15 protein-coding genes are annotated in these 17,156 nt (G+C 40.9%); 10 read left to right on the forward strand and 5 right to left on the reverse strand.

Annotated features, from left to right (window positions below; translation table 11 throughout):
* Positions 1-65: 65 nt before the first annotated feature.
* A complete protein-coding gene (locus M1E96_RS12860; protein WP_070926201.1) occupies positions 66-566 on the forward strand; it encodes a DUF4822 domain-containing protein in 501 nt (166 codons plus the stop codon).
* Positions 567-639: 73 nt separating this feature from the next.
* On the opposite strand, the gene dtpA is transcribed toward M1E96_RS12860, so the two are convergent.
* Positions 640-2,109, reverse strand: a complete 1,470-nt coding sequence (dtpA, locus tag M1E96_RS12865; RefSeq protein ID WP_337979406.1) for a dipeptide/tripeptide permease DtpA — start codon at positions 2,107-2,109, stop codon at positions 640-642.
* Positions 2,110-3,186: 1,077 nt separating this feature from the next.
* On the opposite strand from dtpA, the gene M1E96_RS12870 reads away from it, so the two are divergent.
* On the forward strand, positions 3,187-4,218 hold the full coding sequence (locus tag M1E96_RS12870; RefSeq protein WP_337979407.1) for a tetratricopeptide repeat protein: 1,032 nt from the start codon (positions 3,187-3,189) through the stop codon (positions 4,216-4,218).
* 49 nt (positions 4,219-4,267) lie between these two features.
* Here the strand turns inward: M1E96_RS12870 and dpiA are convergent, their stop codons facing one another.
* Complete coding sequence (dpiA, locus tag M1E96_RS12875) at positions 4,268-4,954, reverse strand: two-component response regulator DpiA (RefSeq protein ID WP_070926196.1); 687 nt, start codon at positions 4,952-4,954, stop codon at positions 4,268-4,270.
* Positions 4,947-6,584, reverse strand: a complete 1,638-nt coding sequence (gene dpiB / locus M1E96_RS12880; RefSeq protein WP_140182364.1) for a sensor histidine kinase DpiB — start codon at positions 6,582-6,584, stop codon at positions 4,947-4,949. The genes dpiA and dpiB overlap by 8 nt, the downstream gene beginning before the upstream one ends.
* Positions 6,585-6,953: 369 nt before the next feature.
* On the opposite strand from dpiB, the gene citC reads away from it, so the two are divergent.
* The 8 genes from citC (at position 6,954) to M1E96_RS12920 (ending at position 14,988) form a co-directional block, all read left to right on the forward strand.
* A complete protein-coding gene (citC, locus tag M1E96_RS12885; RefSeq protein ID WP_070926194.1) occupies positions 6,954-8,030 on the forward strand; it encodes a [citrate (pro-3S)-lyase] ligase in 1,077 nt (358 codons plus the stop codon).
* Entirely contained in the window at positions 8,027-8,323 is a 297-nt protein-coding gene (gene citD, locus M1E96_RS12890; RefSeq protein ID WP_272579624.1) for a citrate lyase acyl carrier protein, read from the forward strand. Before citC ends, citD begins: the two co-directional genes overlap by 4 nt.
* The gene (citE, locus tag M1E96_RS12895) at positions 8,323-9,219 is read left to right on the forward strand and encodes a citrate (pro-3S)-lyase subunit beta (RefSeq protein ID WP_070926190.1); all 897 of its coding nucleotides are present in this window, start codon (positions 8,323-8,325) and stop codon (positions 9,217-9,219) included. The genes citD and citE overlap by 1 nt, the downstream gene beginning before the upstream one ends.
* Positions 9,220-9,229: 10 nt before the next feature.
* A complete protein-coding gene (gene citF / locus M1E96_RS12900) occupies positions 9,230-10,756 on the forward strand; it encodes a citrate lyase subunit alpha (protein ID WP_070926188.1) in 1,527 nt (508 codons plus the stop codon).
* A gap of 4 nt (positions 10,757-10,760) precedes the next feature.
* The gene (gene citX, locus M1E96_RS12905; RefSeq protein ID WP_070926186.1) at positions 10,761-11,306 is read left to right on the forward strand and encodes a citrate lyase holo-[acyl-carrier protein] synthase; all 546 of its coding nucleotides are present in this window, start codon (positions 10,761-10,763) and stop codon (positions 11,304-11,306) included.
* A complete protein-coding gene (citG, locus tag M1E96_RS12910; RefSeq protein ID WP_272579623.1) occupies positions 11,287-12,201 on the forward strand; it encodes a triphosphoribosyl-dephospho-CoA synthase CitG in 915 nt (304 codons plus the stop codon). Before citX ends, citG begins: the two co-directional genes overlap by 20 nt.
* A 205-nt stretch (positions 12,202-12,406) precedes the next feature.
* Positions 12,407-13,840, forward strand: a complete 1,434-nt coding sequence (locus tag M1E96_RS12915) for an anion permease (RefSeq protein ID WP_140182369.1) — start codon at positions 12,407-12,409, stop codon at positions 13,838-13,840.
* A gap of 92 nt (positions 13,841-13,932) precedes the next feature.
* Positions 13,933-14,988 (forward strand): 4-oxalomesaconate tautomerase, encoded by a 1,056-nt coding sequence (locus M1E96_RS12920; RefSeq protein WP_272579622.1) that lies wholly within the window; start codon positions 13,933-13,935, stop codon positions 14,986-14,988.
* A 100-nt stretch (positions 14,989-15,088) separates the two neighbouring features.
* Here M1E96_RS12920 and M1E96_RS12925 read toward each other — a convergent pair whose 3' ends face one another.
* Both M1E96_RS12925 and M1E96_RS12930 read right to left on the reverse strand, forming a co-directional pair.
* Positions 15,089-16,210, reverse strand: coding sequence for an AAA family ATPase (locus tag M1E96_RS12925; protein WP_272579620.1), 1,122 nt, complete (start codon positions 16,208-16,210; stop codon positions 15,089-15,091).
* Entirely contained in the window at positions 16,207-16,917 is a 711-nt protein-coding gene (locus tag M1E96_RS12930) for an RNA ligase family protein (RefSeq protein ID WP_319068615.1), read from the reverse strand. Before M1E96_RS12930 ends, M1E96_RS12925 begins: the two co-directional genes overlap by 4 nt.
* Positions 16,918-17,156: the final 239 nt, after the last annotated feature.

Here is a 17,156-nt window from a genome sequence, read left to right on the forward strand (position 1 = left end):
TCTTCTAAGTTAATAGCAGGTATACTTTTTAACCGTTCATATTCTCATCTAATAATGGAGTATTTATGAAATTAAAACCTCTGATTGCCGCAATCATTACTTTATCTAGCGTGACTGCATTTGCAGCGACAACCCAAGCTAATTCAGCGACGGTTACGGGATCGGCTGTAGTGGCTAATGCTAATGCAGAAAAACCACTTAATGCTTATGAAAATATGATGATTGATAAAGTTTGGGTGACGACAGAAGCTCTGGATCAGGACAACAAAAAAGTCGACCCAGCCAATGAGCAAGTGGCTAACTTCTTTGGACTGGCAGAATATTACCCAAATGGTTCTTTTAAAATGACGACCCTTGATGGAAAACCCAAAATGCAAGGTGAATGGTCATTTAGTGATGATGGTAAAAGCCGTTCATTGACAGCCAAAGATGATAAAGGTGAAGTTCTATTTACACGTGTCGTCGAAAACGTCACTGTTTCACCTGATGAATACACTTACCGTATTTATCCAACACAAGACGATAAATCAAAATATGTTGATATCGTCCATAAAGTGAAAAAGTAATACGATTAAATCACAAAAAGGCCACTTCAATATCGTGGCCTTTTCTTATTCATGACTACAGAATCAGTAGCGACTAATCACGCTCTAATGTCATACGATTCAGCATTGGTGCTGTTATTACCATCAAAATAGCGATAATCCCCGTCACGATACCAATTTTCAGGAAGACATCACTGTATACTGCTAATGAATCGACAGTGCTAGTTAGTTCTCCTTTTGGCACTGCTGCCATAGAAGCAACATATCCAGCGATAAATGCAGCAGCGGAGTTGGTTAGGAACCATGATCCCATAATAAAGCCCATCAAGCGCTGAGGAACGAGTTGTGCCACCATCGCTAAGCCTAAACCAGAAATCATAAGCTCACCAATACTTTGGAAACCATAACAGATAATCAACCAATTAACCGATACAATACCCGCTTCGTTGGCAAATTTTGCTCCTAAAGGTAGTACTAAGAACGCCGCAGAGCAAAGTAGCATACCGATAGCAAACTTATGTGGCATTGGTAAATGGTCACCCATTTTATTATAGATAGCAGCAAGGATTGGGCTACCAATCATAATCCACAATGGATTTAGAGCTTGGTATTGCGCTGGCTCAACGCTAAAACCGAATACTTCATGTTCAACGTTATGCAACGCAAAGAAGTTCAGTGATGTTGGCATCTGGCTATACAAAACAAAGAACACTATCGCTTCTAGCATCAAAATCAAAGCCACAATCATACGGCGACGTGCAATACCATCTAGCGCTAAAGTTTCTTTGATGAAGATAATAATGATACCTAGCGATATGATCCCTAACGCTGCACGAGCGATACCCATGTTATGTAATAACCATGTTGAAATCGCAATCAAGGCAACAACACCGACAATAGTGGCTAATAACTTAGAAATCACCATTGGTGCAAAGTCTGGCTTAGAGCCATGCTGTGATACCCACTTTTTACACATAAAAAAGTTAATCAGTGTGATCACGAGACCTACAACACTCAGTGAAAACGCAATATCCCAGCCATAGTGTTTTGCCAGCCAAGGAGTGGCCAACATAGAGAAGAAGGAACCAATGTTAACGGCCATATAGTACATGGTAAATGCGCCGTCTAAACGAGGATCGTCTTTGGCATAACACGTCGATAACAACGATGATGGATTAGCTTTAAATAGACCATTACCAACCGCTATTGTTGCCAGCCCCACATATACCATAGAAACATCATGATCTGAATAAGCGACAAAAGCATAACCAGCAATCAGTACTAATGTACCGAGAACAATAACACGTTTTGTACCTAGGATTTTATCGCCTAACCAGCCTCCAATAGCAACAAAACCATACACTAGCGCAGCAAAGGCAGAAAATAAGGTGATAGATTCTGTCTCTGACATGCCAAGCACTTGGCTAAGGTAAATTGGGAGGATCCCCTGAAGACCGTAATAACCAAAACGTTCCCAGAGCTCAATAGAAAAGATTAGATAGAACGAGCGAGGTTGCTTAAACGCGTTAAGACTGACTTCCTCTTTGTTGTTAGTTGTGGACACTAGTTACCTCTATGACAACCTGTACATAAATAAAAGCAAAATGGGGTACTGTCTATACCCTCAGCATTGTTATATTCTCAAAATTAACGTTTCGAAATTCGATTTTTAGGGCTAGTAATAGCTACTTTCCTGACTGAGTACGCCATCAATCCAGCCTTCAAAATTAACATCTGTGTGTGTAATCGATGTTAATGAACAACAAACATAAAATTCAATGAGTTAAAGCATATTTGATTATTTATTCAACATTTATAGGGATAAACACCGCTAGAAATGCAAAAATCAATTGAGCAATATACGCTATTTATGCACCAAAGATAAAGATTTAGTTAGTACCAATTACCCCATGAATAGCTTAATATCGTGATTAATGTCACTTTTGCAGTTAATTTAACAGGCAATCCTTGCGCATTAACCAACCAATTGTAACTTCATTGTTAAGCATATTATGCTTATTTCAAGATATGACAACAAAATCCATTCATCCTTTTTGTCTATTTATAATACAGCTTGCCATTTAAGTTATTGTCCGAATCCGACAATCTCTTTTCTTAAATCACTACGTTAAGTTAAGTCATTATTCACCATATTAAATATCAACTACCGATATGATAATGGAGATAATTCATGAATAACTATTCTTGATATAACGCGAACAATCATTGTTTGGAAGATCTTAGAGGTTATCAGCGCAGTGATAAGAGCGTAGATGGGAGATGAATTGCGAGCGAATGATTTAATTTTAGATAAAAAAGCCCAGTGGTTAACTGGGCATCATGCATGCTACTCAAAGAGCTTAGTGATTTCGATTGGAAATGACTATTTCATAGCTGCATTATCGTATTACTTTACGTAACGAAATGAATATTGAGGGTAAATATATGAATGCTCACGCAAGCAAAAGAATATACTTATATCTAAGAGTCTTTTCTTGCAAAAAAAGTTCATTTTTTCATGAAATTTTATTCGCATGTGACGAAATGGCACTTTTTACAAACTGTATTGACGCTTTCAACATTGCACTGAGTCATGCAGCAAGTTAACCTACCTTCAGATACGCTGATATAAGGAACTTCAGTGAAAAAAATACTGCTTTCATTATTACTGATTTTTAGTGCCATTACTCATAACGGTTATGCTGAGCCATCATCCCCGATTCAAGATAAGCAAATTTTGCTTAAACAGGCGCAAGATGGGCAAATGGAAGCACAATTTAACCTTGCAATGCTTTATCAATCAGAAAATAAACTAAGTGAAGCGGCTAAATGGTACCAACTATCCGCTGAGCAAGGATTCACTAAAGCACAAATTAACCTCGCTTTAATGTATCAACAAGGTAAAGGTGTCAGTAAAAATAATCAGCAAATGCTGTATTGGATGAAAAAAGCTGCTGATGCAGGTGATCCATTAGGCCAACTTAATATGGCTGAATACACATTGGCTGGAATCGATAAACTATTGCCGAAGAATAAACAACAGGCAGAAGAGTGGTTAGTAAAAGCCGCCGCTCAACGCTTTCAACCCGCAGAATTGATGTTAGCTTATTGGTATGAAAAAGGTATTGCCGCCACCGAAGACGCGCAAAAAGCCCAGCAAATATATCTCGCACTCGCTAAACAAAATCAGCCTCAAGCGCTTTATCTACTAGGCTATCAAGCGGCTACAGGTATGTATGATAAAGTTAATTATGCTCAGGCTTATCAATATTTTTCACGTTCTGCTCAGTTAGGTTTTTCACCCGCACAAAATAGTTTAGGCATGCTTTACCTACATGGCCAAGGCATTACTAAAGATGTGCCATCAGCGATCAAATGGCTCACTTTAGCTTCAGAACAAGGTGAAATTTCGGCTCAATTTAATCTTGCTTTGATTTATGCACGCGGCGATGGGGTCAAGGCCGATCAGGCGAAGGCTTGCCATTGGTTTATACGTGCGGCACAACATGGTAGCACTGACGCTCAGTATGCCAGTGGTGCATGTTATCAATATGGCATGGGGGTGACGCAAGATGATCGCAAAGCCTTGTATTGGTACAAGATTGCTGCTGCTCAAGGCAATGAACGGGCAGAGAAAAAAGTATTAATCTTAGAAAACAATCTTAAAAAATAGCGTTTATTGCCTACTGGTTGGATATCAGTAGGCAACGGTTTCTAACCATTTATTTATTGTTAGCGACACGGTAAATACGCTGCGGCCGCCCTACTTTACCGTATTCTATTTCCGCTTCAATTTTATGTTGTGCTAAGCAATATTCTAAGTAGCGACGAGCCGTTGTGCGACTTAGTTTAATTGTATCTGCAATCGTCTCCGCGGTATATTCCGCGTTAGGTTGTGCGAATAGCGAGAGTACTTTTTCCAAAGTCAAAGCATCAATACCGGTTGGCAGCTCTTCTTTGGTTTCGCCTCGCGCATAGGTATTGAACATATCATCAATTTGGCTCTGACTGGTTTTGTTATTTGTTTGCAGCACGGATTTACGTTGAATATAGCGATCTAATGTTTGCCCCAAACGTTCATAGGCGATTGGCTTAACCAAATAATCAAATACACCTAAGCGAATGGCTTCAGATACCGTATCCATATCGCTGGCGGCTGTTGTAAATACAATATCAGCATTGTTTCTTTCTTGAATCAACTCATGTACCAAATCAATTCCTTTACCATCAGGTAAATAGTTATCAAGTAAGATCAGATCAGGCTTCATATATTCAATCATTTTTCTTGCTTGAGCGAGATCACCCGCCACCCAAACCTTATCGCAAGCAGGATAGGATTTAATATACTCACCGTGCATTTCTGCCAGTAGGAGTTCATCTTCCACAATGAGGATTTTTATCTTAATCATTTTGTATCTTCACTTTCGGAATAAAAATTGAGAATAGAGTACCATGTGGTTGATTATCTTCAATAATAATCACACCATTGCACCGTTTTACATACGAGGCAACAAGATATAGGCCGATCCCGTGTCCATCGACAGATTCTGTTTTCGTCGTCATCCCCCTTTCAAGCCATTTTTCTTTCATGTCAGAAGGGAAACCACACCCCTGATCCGCGATTTCAATCACAAACTCGGCACTCTCATCTGAAAGATACAGCTCTATTTGCTTATTACCGCGATTATTTTTCAGAGTAGCTTCAAACGCATTATCGAGAAGATTTCCCAAAATGGCACAAAATTCCGTACTCGTCAGCTGCTGTGGTAATGAATTCAATTGGCAGCCTGGTGTAAACTCCAATTGTAAACCTAACTCCCTCGCCCGATGATATTTACCAAACAGCAATCCTGCCACTTGTTTATCAAAAAATTGCTTACGCAGTGCATCAATTAATTGCTGTTGTGATTCTGATTCACCTTTGATCATCGCCAATGCTTGGTCATACTCTTTCATTTGTAAAAGACCACTTAGCGTTGACATCCAATTAAGGTGCTCATGGCGTAGTGAGCGCAAATTTTCAACATATTGGCGTACTTGTGTCAATTGTGCATTTAAAGACTCGATATCATTTTGGCTACGGAAGCTGATAACCGCCCCCATTAAATGGTTATCATCCTGTAAGGCAATACGGTTAGCAATTACATTTAACCCATTAAATACACAAATCACATCATGCTGTGTCACCGCAATATCATGAACAAAAAAGGTTGCTGGGGTAATTAATTCACTGACGGAACGACCAATTAAATGATTAGGGGGTTCACTCAATGCTAACATTTGGCGGGCGTTATGGTTGATATTAATGATGCGCCCAGTACAGTCAACCGCAATCACCCCTTCAAAAACCGCTTCAAAGATCCCCTTTTGTACGACGACCATTTGCGTAATTTGCTCTGGCTCTAAACCTAACATTTGCCGTTGGATCAAACGGGAAAATGCCCATGACAAAAAAAGTAAAATAACCAGCACACCAAAAAACGTTGCCCCTGTTTGGACAAATAGCTCGCTACGTGAGGTTTCAATGTTCTTGGTTAAATAGCCAATAGAAACCACACCAATGACAGTACCTTGTTCATCAAAGATAGGGGTTTTTGCGCGAACGGCATTACCGATAGAGCCTTCTCCACCAATAAAATAGCTTTCGCCACGCTCTAATGCCCCCGGCTTATTCCATTGCATCTTAAACCCAACTTTATCTTGATTGGGATGGTACAAACGCATTGAGTTTTCATCACCAATCACCACATAGTCGTAATCCGAATCTTGATTAAGTTTATCTGCAATCACTTTTAGCTTTTGAATATCACGAGTTTTAACTGACTGGACGATACTCTCTATTGATGCAATAAGCTTTGCTTGGCTCATGGCCAGTGAACGAATATTCGCCATTAAACGGTTTTCAGCTGTATCGGTGAAATACTTACCTAGGCCCAAAGTCAAAACGATAGAAACCAACAATAAAAGAAGAAAGACTCGAGCAGAAAAGGATATTGATTTGTGTTTTCGAAGCGGAAAATGCAAATATTCTTTTTTCATCAGATACCCTATTACCTACTGAAAAGTAAAAATTTTGTTACATGATAAAACACAGAATACACTGACCATACAGCCAATTGCATCACTAATAAAGTATTTATTAATGATTAAATACATTAAAACCAAGCAATAAACAACTTATTTAATAATTAAAAACATTAAAACCATTAAACAACTACAAACTCCTATTAGAAACATGAAATAGGTCAAAAATATTAATTAGATAATCTTTAATATTAATATTGAAAAAGATAATTAAATAAAAAACTAATGACTCATTTATTAAATTAATACTGAAATTTTTATTTAATTAACTTTAACATTAGTAACAACTTAAAAACATCTCTATATGAGGTGCAGGATACTAATATGTTCGAAAACATCACGTTTAACCATGTGAAACGTCATGAGAACAGGAAACTAGCTGAAATAGCTCAGTTTTTAAAAGAAAATGATTTAGATATTGATTCTAGTATTGACGTTTTTATTACTATTACTCGCAATGATAAATTAATTGCTTGTGGTGGTCTGGCTAAAAATGTCATTAAGTGTGTTGCTATTAGTGATAATGTTCGAGGTGAAGGTTTAGCCTTAAAACTCGCTACTGAGTTGGTCAATCTTGCTTACGAAAATAATACAACTCACTTATTTATTTATACTAAAACACAAAATGAAAGTTTATTTCAGCAATGTGGTTTTCACACACTCGCCACTGTACCCAATATCATGGTACTGATGGAAAATAGCTGTTGTTATTTAAAACGTTATATTAATAGCCTGAAAAAACAACGTCAAGAAGGTAAAAAAATTGGGGCAATCGTTATGAACGCCAACCCATTTACCCTTGGTCACCGTTATTTAATTGAAAAAGCAGCGAAAGAATGTGACTGGTTACATTTGTTTGTGGTTAAGGAAGACACCTCACGTTTCCCTTATAGCGTTCGATTGGAATTAATTGAGGCTGGAACTCAAGGGATTGAGAATTTAACCATACACAAAGGCTCCGAATATATTATCTCTCGGGCTACCTTCCCGTGCTATTTCATCAAAGATAAAGCCGTTGTCGATAATTGTTATACCGAGATCGACATTAAAATTTTCCGCCAATATATCGCTCCTGCTCTTGGTATCACCCACCGCTTTGTCGGTACAGAGCCATTTTGCAAAGTCACCAATCAATATAACGAAGATATGCGTTTTTGGCTGGAAACTCGCTCAGTTAGCTATCCACCGATTGAGCTCGTTGAATTTCCGCGAATGGTCTATGACGGTACGGCTGTTTCAGCCTCACAAGTTCGCAGATTACTCGCTAAAAAAGATCTGGCGGCGATCAAGCCGATTGTCCCCGAAGCAACCTATCTCTATTTAGAAAATATGTTAGCTTCCCGCCCTTCATCGGCTTCTCACCGCGTCGAAAATTCTGAATTAGTTACAGGTGAACTATGAAAATACTCCACGCAGCCGTTGCCGGCACACTTGAATCAAGTGATGTCATGGTACGAATAGAACCTTTAGAAGATACCGAAGAGGTGTCGATCCAAATTAGCAGTAGTGTTGAAAAACAATTTGGAGATGCCATTGAGCACGTCGTGCTTGAGTTAATCGAACAACACGATATTCAAGGCGCTCAAATTATTGTTGATGATAAGGGCGCTTTAGAGTGCGTACTTAGAGCTCGACTTGAAGCATTGCTAGCCAGAGCCTGTGATATCACAGCATTGCCTTGGGAGGACAAATAATGACGCCAGAAAGAAAAACACGCACGCGCAGAAGTATGCTGTTTGTTCCCGGCTCTAATGCGGCAATGCTCAGTAACTCGTTTATTTATAAAGCCGATGCACTAATGTTTGACCTCGAAGATTCGGTTACTTTACGCGAAAAAGATACTGCTCGTCGCTTAGTTTATCATGCGCTACAGCACCCTTTATACCGTGATATTGAAACCGTCGTACGCGTGAATGCGCTTGACTCAGCGTTCGGTGTTGCTGACCTCGAAGCTGTCGTGCGCGGTGGTGCTGATATTGTTCGTTTACCTAAAACCGATACAGCACAAGATGTTATCGATATCGAAAATGAAATTTTACGTATTGAAAAAAGCTGTGGCCGCGAACAAGGTAGCACGGGTTTACTGGCAGCCATAGAATCACCAATGGGTATTACACAAGCGGTAAATATCGCTCACTCATCACAACGACTTATTGGCATCGCTTTAGGTGCCGAGGACTATGTCCGCAATTTGCGCACCGAGCGGTCCCCAGACGGCGTAGAACTCCTCTATGCTCGGTGCGCCATTTTACAAGCTGCACGTTCTGCTGGTATTCAAGCCTTTGATACTGTCTATTCAGATGCAAATAATGAGGAAGGATTCTTAAAAGAAGCCGCCCATATTAAACAGCTTGGTTTTGATGGCAAATCTTTAATTAATCCTCGCCAAATCGAACTGCTTCATAACCTCTACGCCCCGACCCAAAAAGAAGTGGATCACGCACAACGCGTCGTTGATGCGGCAGATGCTGCTGCGCAAGAAGGCCGTGGTGTCGTCTCACTCAATGGGAAAATGGTGGATGGTCCAGTGATTGATAGGGCACGTCTCGTGCTGTCACGCGCTGCATTATCAGGTATTCGGGAAGAGTGAGGCATTGAAAATGACAAATACAACACAGCGTCAGGCGCGCGTATCAGCCTACCTAGATCCAATGACTGAGCAACCACTGCGTCAATTTAAAGATATTGGGAAAGTTCAGCAGCAAGTGCAGAAACCACGTAATCGCAAACTGTGTGAAGATCTGCAAGTTGCCATCCGCCGTTCAGGTCTAAAAGATGGCATGACAATTTCTTTCCATCACGCGTTTCGTGGCGGTGATTTAACCATTAATTTAGTCATGCAAGTGATTGCAGAAATGGGTTTTAGGAACCTTACCTTAGCCTCTAGTTCGCTCAGTGCTTGCCATTCACCACTCGTTGAACATATTCGTCATGGGGTAGTTTGTAAAATTTATACTTCCGGTCTTCGTGGGCCCTTGGCTGAAGCAATATCTCGTGGTGAATTAGCCGAACCAGTACAAATTCACTCACATGGCGGACGAGCTAATCTGATTCATAGCGGTGAACTGAAGATCGATGTCGCTTTCATTGGCGTGCCATCTTGTGATGAATATGGCAACGCGAATGGCTATACCGGCGAAGCCTGCTGTGGCTCGTTAGGTTATGCAAAAATTGATGCCGAAACAGCGCAAAAAGTGGTGATGTTGACCGAAGAGTTACTGCCTTATCCACATAATCCAGCCAGTATCAAACAAGATGAAGTGGATTATATTGTTAAAGTTCAACGTGTAGGCGATGCCGATAAAATTGGGGCTGATGCTACACGGATGACCTCTAACCCTAGAGAACTATTAATTGCCCGAACTGCCGCAGATGTGATTGAAAAATCAGGTTACTTCAAAGAAGGTTTTTCATTGCAAACAGGTACAGGTGGCGCTTCATTGGCAGTAACCCGCTTCTTAGAAGACAAAATGCGTCGTCACAATATTTGTGCAGGGTTTGCCCTCGGTGGCATCACCTCGACGATTGTTGATTTACATGAAAAAGGCTTTATTCGCAAACTGATTGATGTACAGAGTTTTGACCGTGCCGCCGCGATGTCATTAGCTCGCAATCCAAACCACATTGAAATTAGTGCCAATCAATACGCTTGTTTCGACTCAAAAGGTGCGTCTGTCGATATGCTTGATGTGGTGGTATTAAGTGCGCTGGAAATAGATACGCGCTTTAACGTTAACGTATTGACGGGTTCAGATGGCGTGATCCGTGGTGCATCGGGTGGCCACAGTGATACTGCCGTCGCGTCAAAACTATCCATCATTGTTGCACCGTTAGTTCGTGGTCGCATTCCTACCTTAGTGGATGAAGTGATCACTTGTGTTACCCCCGGTTCTAGCGTTGATATTTTAGTGACCGATCATGGCATTGCCGTCAACCCTGCACGTCCAGAATTAAAACAACAATTGGAAACTCAGGGGATCAAAACGGTCTCTATTGATTGGTTACGTGAACGTGCGGAACTGTTAACAGGTAAACCTAATCCGATTGAATTTACAGATAAAGTCGTTGCAGTTGTTCGCTATCGCGATGGCTCTGTCATTGATATCGTCCATCAGGTTAAGGAGTAACACGATGTTTTACCCACTGCCTGATACGATAGAGCAACCTGAAATTTCTTTACTTGAGCTGCTGAATAGCCGTGACAATCGTCAGACTCGACAACAGCAATGGATTGGTCTCCATCAAGTAACCCTGATTTCGTTTACTGTCGTTTTTCCTGGACCTGTCAAAGACAATCATCTTGTTAGGCAAGTCTTTAATCAGGGGTTAAATGCGCTTAAACAGGTTGCTCAATGCAGGCAGTGGGTACTTTTAGCACAACAATCTTTTGCATTTCCAACAGGCCCCGAATGCTTCGTTGCTGTTGATGCCGATGCAATCGCCGTTAAAACCGCCTTAATCGAAGCGGAAGAGTTATCGCCAGTTGGTCGTCTATGGGATTTTGATGTCTTTGATGCTAACGGGCAGCAATACTCGCGCAACACGCTCACTCTTTCACCACGGCGCTGTTTGATTTGTGATAAAGAAGCCAAAGTTTGTGCTCGTGAACGCATTCACCCACTGAATGAAATTATCAATAAAATCGAGGTGCTAGCCAATGCGTCTGTCGATAATTGAACATACATCACAACTGACACTGAATAACGTGCAGTATTACAGTCAACTGGCTTGGCAAGCTATGATGGCTGAGGTCAACTTAACCCCAAAACCAGGCTTAGTTGATAAATACAATACCGGCGCTCATAAAGATATGGCATTAACCGATTTCCATTTGAGCGCAAATGCCATCGCACAGCACTTCCCTGCTTTCTTACATGCAGGCGCACAATACAAAGAATTACCACTTCATCAGTTGCTAAAAATGATACGCCCAATTGGGATCGCCTGTGAACAATCGATGTTCCAAGCAACCAAAGGCGTGAATACACATAAAGGCTCAATTTTTTCATTAGGGTTGATACTCACGGCTATCGGGCGTTTACTGGCGCTCAATAAACCGGTTTCTGCCCCTGCCATTAGTGTGATTGTTTCACACATGTGCCAAGGTATTACCGCTGAGTTAAAGCAGGTTAGTGTTCACCCAACCGCGGGGCAGAAGTTATATCAAATGTTTGGCTTAACGGGAGCCCGAGGTGAAGCAGAAAGTGGTTATCAATTAGTGATCAACCTTTCTCTTCCTTACTATTTAAAACAACTCATTGAAGGTAAACCTCAAGAACTCGCATTATTACAAACATTACTGTTATTAATGGCAAACAATGATGATACCAATGTTGCCAATCGCGGTGGTTTGCAAGGTTTATCATGGCTAAAAAAACAAGCTCAAGATTTACTTAATCATGGAGGATTAACTAAATTAGCCGATTTAAGCAAAATTCAGCAATTTGATAAGGCATGTATTATTAATAATCTGAGCCCTGGAGGCAGCGCAGACTTATTAATTCTGACGTGGTTTTTAGCACGCTTACCTTATTCAACCGGAAACTTAATATCATCTATTAATAATAATTAAGTATTAACTCACACAGGAAAATTTAATTATCCAAACATCTTTATTACGTTAACGAATTTATAACCTATTAAGAATAAAAATATTAACTAATTAAACATATTCAAGAAACAGTTATATAAAAAATACGTTAATTAACAAATTCACAATATTAAAGTTCATTCAATTTAATATTAATTAAATTTAGTATTAATTAAGGAAATGGCCTATGCAAAAAGATAAAATATGGAAGCTATTACTTCTAATAGCCATCCCCATAATCATCTCGCTTATACCCACACCAGAGGGATTACCCCATATTGCTTGGTTGCTATTTGGTTTGTATTTATCAGCCATTATCGGGTTAGTTTTAAAACCCTATTCTGAGCCAGTAATATTACTTGCCACTATTGCCGCCAGTGCTGCCGTTATTGGTATCACGGGGACAAAAGATGTCAAAGTGGGTGAAGTGTTAAATGGTTATGCTTCAGGTACCACGTGGTTGGTTTTCGCTGCGTTTACACTCAGTGCTGCTTTTGTCATAACAGGACTAGGTAAACGACTCTCTTATATTTTGATTGGAAAACTCGGCGGCACAACATTAGGACTCGGTTATGTCACCGCAATTCTTGACCTGATCATCGCGCCTGCAACCCCTTCAAACACAGCTCGCGCAGGGGGAATTGTCTTTCCGATTATTAACAGTGTTGCTGTGGCGCTTGGCTCCGATCCTGAAAAAAGCCCACGCAAAGCAGGGCATTATCTGTTAGTAAACGTGTACATGGTGACAAAAACCACCAGCTATATGTTCTTAACCGCGATGGCACCCAATGCATTAGCCTTAGCCATGATGACCGACATTATGGGGATCCATTTAAGTTGGGGCGGATGGGCACTAGCCGCCGCCGTTCCTGGCTTAATTATGTTGGTTTTAACACCACTGATTATCTACAAACTTTATCCACCTGAATTAAAGAAAGTGAATAATAAAGAGATTGCGGCTAAAGGATTAGAAGATTTAGGCCCAATGACAGTAAGAGAGAAGTTACTGGCTATTATCTTTGTATTAGCTTTAGCAGGATGGATTTTTGCCGGGCAAATTGGTGTCACTGCCTCTACCGTTGCAATATGTGTTATGGCTTTAACATTAATTCTAGGCGTAGTAACTTGGGATGATGTGCTAAAAAATAAAGGTGGATGGAATACCTTGATTTGGTACGGCGGTATCATCGGTATGTCTGGCGTACTCACAAAAGCAGGTTTCTTTAAATGGTTAGCTGATGTCATGGGGCAACACCTCTCCTTTGGTGATCAAACCATGTTAGCTTTCTTCGTCATTATGTTTATTAGTGTGGCAATACGTTACTTATTTGCTTCCGGTGGCGCTTATGTCGCCGCAATGGTACCTGTTTTTGCAACTGTTGGTATGGTCGCTGGTGCACCACCAATGTTATTAGCACTGGGCTTACTATTTTCCAACGCATACGGCGGCAGCTTAACCCATTACGGAGGCGCGGCAGCTCCTATCGTTTTTGGTGCTGGCTACAACGATATACGTTCATGGTGGATCATAGGTGGTATTGTCGCATTCTTAAGTTTATTGGTTCATATGACGATTGGTTTAGGCTGGTGGGAAATATTAATCAGTTCAGGCTTAATTTAAAAAATAATTAAAACGAAATAAGGGATCCAATTAATGATTGGATTCCTTTCATTGCAAATTAATTAATGAGCAATACTTTAATAGGAAAGCATATGAAAAAAATACCTTGTATGTTGATGCGCGGTGGCACATCGAAAGGCGTATTTTTATTAGCAGATGACTTACCCCAAAATATTCAAGAGCGTGATGAATTAATCTTAGCTATTATGGGTTCAGGACACGCTTTACAAATCGATGGTATCGGTGGTGGTAGCCCACAAACCAGCAAAGTTGCCATTATTAGCCGCTCCCCTCACCCTGATGCCGATATTGATTACCTTTTTGCTCAAGTTTCTATCACTGATCGTATTGTCGATACCGCACCCAATTGCGGTAATATTTTATGTGCTGTCGGTTCTTATGCGATTGAAAAAGGTTTAATGCCCATTACTGGTGAAACAACTGTAGTACGTATTCGCAACATCAATACTGATACTTTTGTTAACTCCACAATACAAACACCAAATGGGCAAGTACGCTATGAGGGGGATACTACAATTGCGAGTGTTCCTGGCCATGCAGCACCTATTTCGCTTACCTTTCTAAATGCATGTGGTACAAAAACCGGCAAATTACTGCCAACAGGGCGTGCCATTGATATATTTGATGGGGTAGAAGTGAGCTGTATTGATATGGCAATGCCAGTTGTCTTGATTGATGCTCCGCAATTAAATAAAACCGGTTATGAAACCGCAGCTCAGCTTGAATCAGATAAAGAATTTATGCAGCGCTTGGAAAGTATTCGTTGCCAAGCAGGGCTCGCAATGGGATTGGGCGATGTCAGCCAAAAAGTGATCCCCAAACCGGTATTGGTTTCCCCAGCCATTCATGGTGGGACTGTGAATGTGCGCTATTTTATGCCACATAAATGCCACGGTGCATTGGCGGTGACGGGGGCCATTGCTATTGCAACTGGCACACTCATCAATAACTCAGTAGTCAAACGTTATCTCACTAAACATGTTGATATGCAGCATATTTCGATTGAGCACCTCAGTGGTAATTTTGATGTCTCATTGAGCCAGCAAGGTGAGTTTCCTTTAGGGTTACAAGCCTCGATTATACGCACTGCTAGAAAACTATTTTCTGGAGATGTGTATGTTCCTTGATACCGCATATTGGCTTGCACAAATCCATGACGCCGACTAATTAGACGTCATGACGTTGTTGACGAAGCGGGATAAACGCGTTTTTTCCCGCTTCGTGTTATTAGAATTGAAATTCACCATTAATGAAATAAGAAACTTGGTGTGCCTCATCTGGGGTTGGCAACTCTAATTTGTTTGCCATCCGTTCCATCACATTTTCAGGTACCGCGTATTTACGTTGGCGATTCTGTTGTTGCCACTGTTTATACGGGACTTCCAAATAAATTAAATGTATTTTGGCTTGATAGCGAGCAAACAAGCTGATCATACTTTCTCTTAAAGAAGCGCTGAGCGATGTGGCATTCCAAATAAAATCCGTTTTTGCGCGTAATCGTACTTTAGCTTGCTCTTTTGCATACTGAGCGACCCAACCTTGAGCATTTCTATCTGCTGGGCTGATTTTATGCTCTCTGCGGATCTCATCAAGGCAAATCACCTCTCTATGTGGATAGTACTGAGCAATAAAATGATCTTTCCCCATCCCCGGTAGGCCACATAGCATAATCACTTCGCTGCCAAACTCTTCAAATGGTTGATAGTCAGGTGAACCACGCTGTTGATGAAAATAATGAAAGCGACCTGCCATTGATGCAAACGCCTTTGGCTGTTCCCAACAACCTTGCTCACGACAAAACAGCTCAAACAGTTCAATACGTGATAGCAGTTCAGCCTGATCAGCGCAAATACGTCCTAATACATCCGCTTTTGCTAATAGGCAAAGCAACGGCATTGCCACACGTAATGAAGCAGCAAATAAAGCACGTTCAGGATCTGCCTTTTCCATAACCCATAATGGCAAACCGTGGTATCTGACCAATCCGGCTATCTGTTCACGGATAACAAAAGGAGTCTCCACCTCGCGAAATAGGATATGGCGAACCGATAGTTCACCTTTTTTCGCATGACCCGGTGAACGAATTCGCCCATCTTGTTCACGCGTTGTCGAACGCTTTTCCACATCATGTAATAACGCTGCCGCCCAAACAATATTTTGCTGCAATGCCGGTAGCTGCTGATATTCAGGTAAACTTTCTAAGGCATTTAACACCATTTGGGTATGTGTCGCCACATCACCTTCGGCATGGTGCTGTTGATCCTGTGGAACACCTCGCATATCACGCACAAAATCAAACCGTTCTTCTAACTGTGACCATTCACGTGTATCGCTGAGTTGCCAATTCATGACTGCCCTCCTTGGTACTCAAAGGCTAATTTTGCTCGCTGCCAATGGCGTTTCCAGTGAATATCCGTTTTAACATGATTTTTACGGACATATTTAAAAACATGGCACTTAAAGTCATCAAGACTAAAACGTTGGCTATCACGCGTAACAATCCCTTCCATACTACAAGGTTGTTGGCTATGAGTATCATAGGCAATAAATTGACTATCTTGCTCTGCCGCCGTGATCAGCTGCTGAGTATAGACTTGTGAGTCGAGCTGCTTATCAATATTCAGCGATAATTCAGGTACTGTTGGGAAATCAAACAGTGAGGCATAAAATTTGACCTCCTCCCAACTTAACCAGTAATTACCCTGCCTGACCGCAAATACATAGAAATACTCTTCAATATGTTGGTATTCAATAGAATGTACGGCATAAAGATTTTCACCAAACAGCTCAATATCGCCTAAATCATTTTTAATGAGCTGCCAACGTTGACGGATCTGCTGACTCCATGCTGATTGAGTCGGTGCTGCATGAGAGCGTGCAAATACACCGTGCCGATTCAAGCAATTATTTTCACCATCGAGTTTTTCAGTATGTACCAGTTGTTCAATGTTCTGGATGTGCGACCACCAATCGCGATTAATACGATCATCACTGGTGGTGCCGGGGGAGAACGGATAGTGATACGTTCTACCATACTTTCTTGATTGCATATTCATCATGCTTTCTCTACAGAAATAGAAAAAATAACAAATCTTTTAGCCAGATTTGCCTCTGTGTTGTTTGAGAAATCAAGAGTAGGTATTACATATTTTTTCCGCGAAACGGCCTCATGTTAGGGAAAATGGATTAAAACGAGGAGATCTTAACTTAATTGTCAAGCCTGAAGCTATCAATTTAATCTGAATCTATACGCGTTACACTTTAAGTGGCCACGCATTATATTGAGATATAGTGG

It is taken from the genome of Providencia sp. PROV236, assembly GCF_033676985.1.
Taxonomy (GTDB): Bacteria; Pseudomonadota; Gammaproteobacteria; order Enterobacterales; family Enterobacteriaceae; genus Providencia; species Providencia manganoxydans.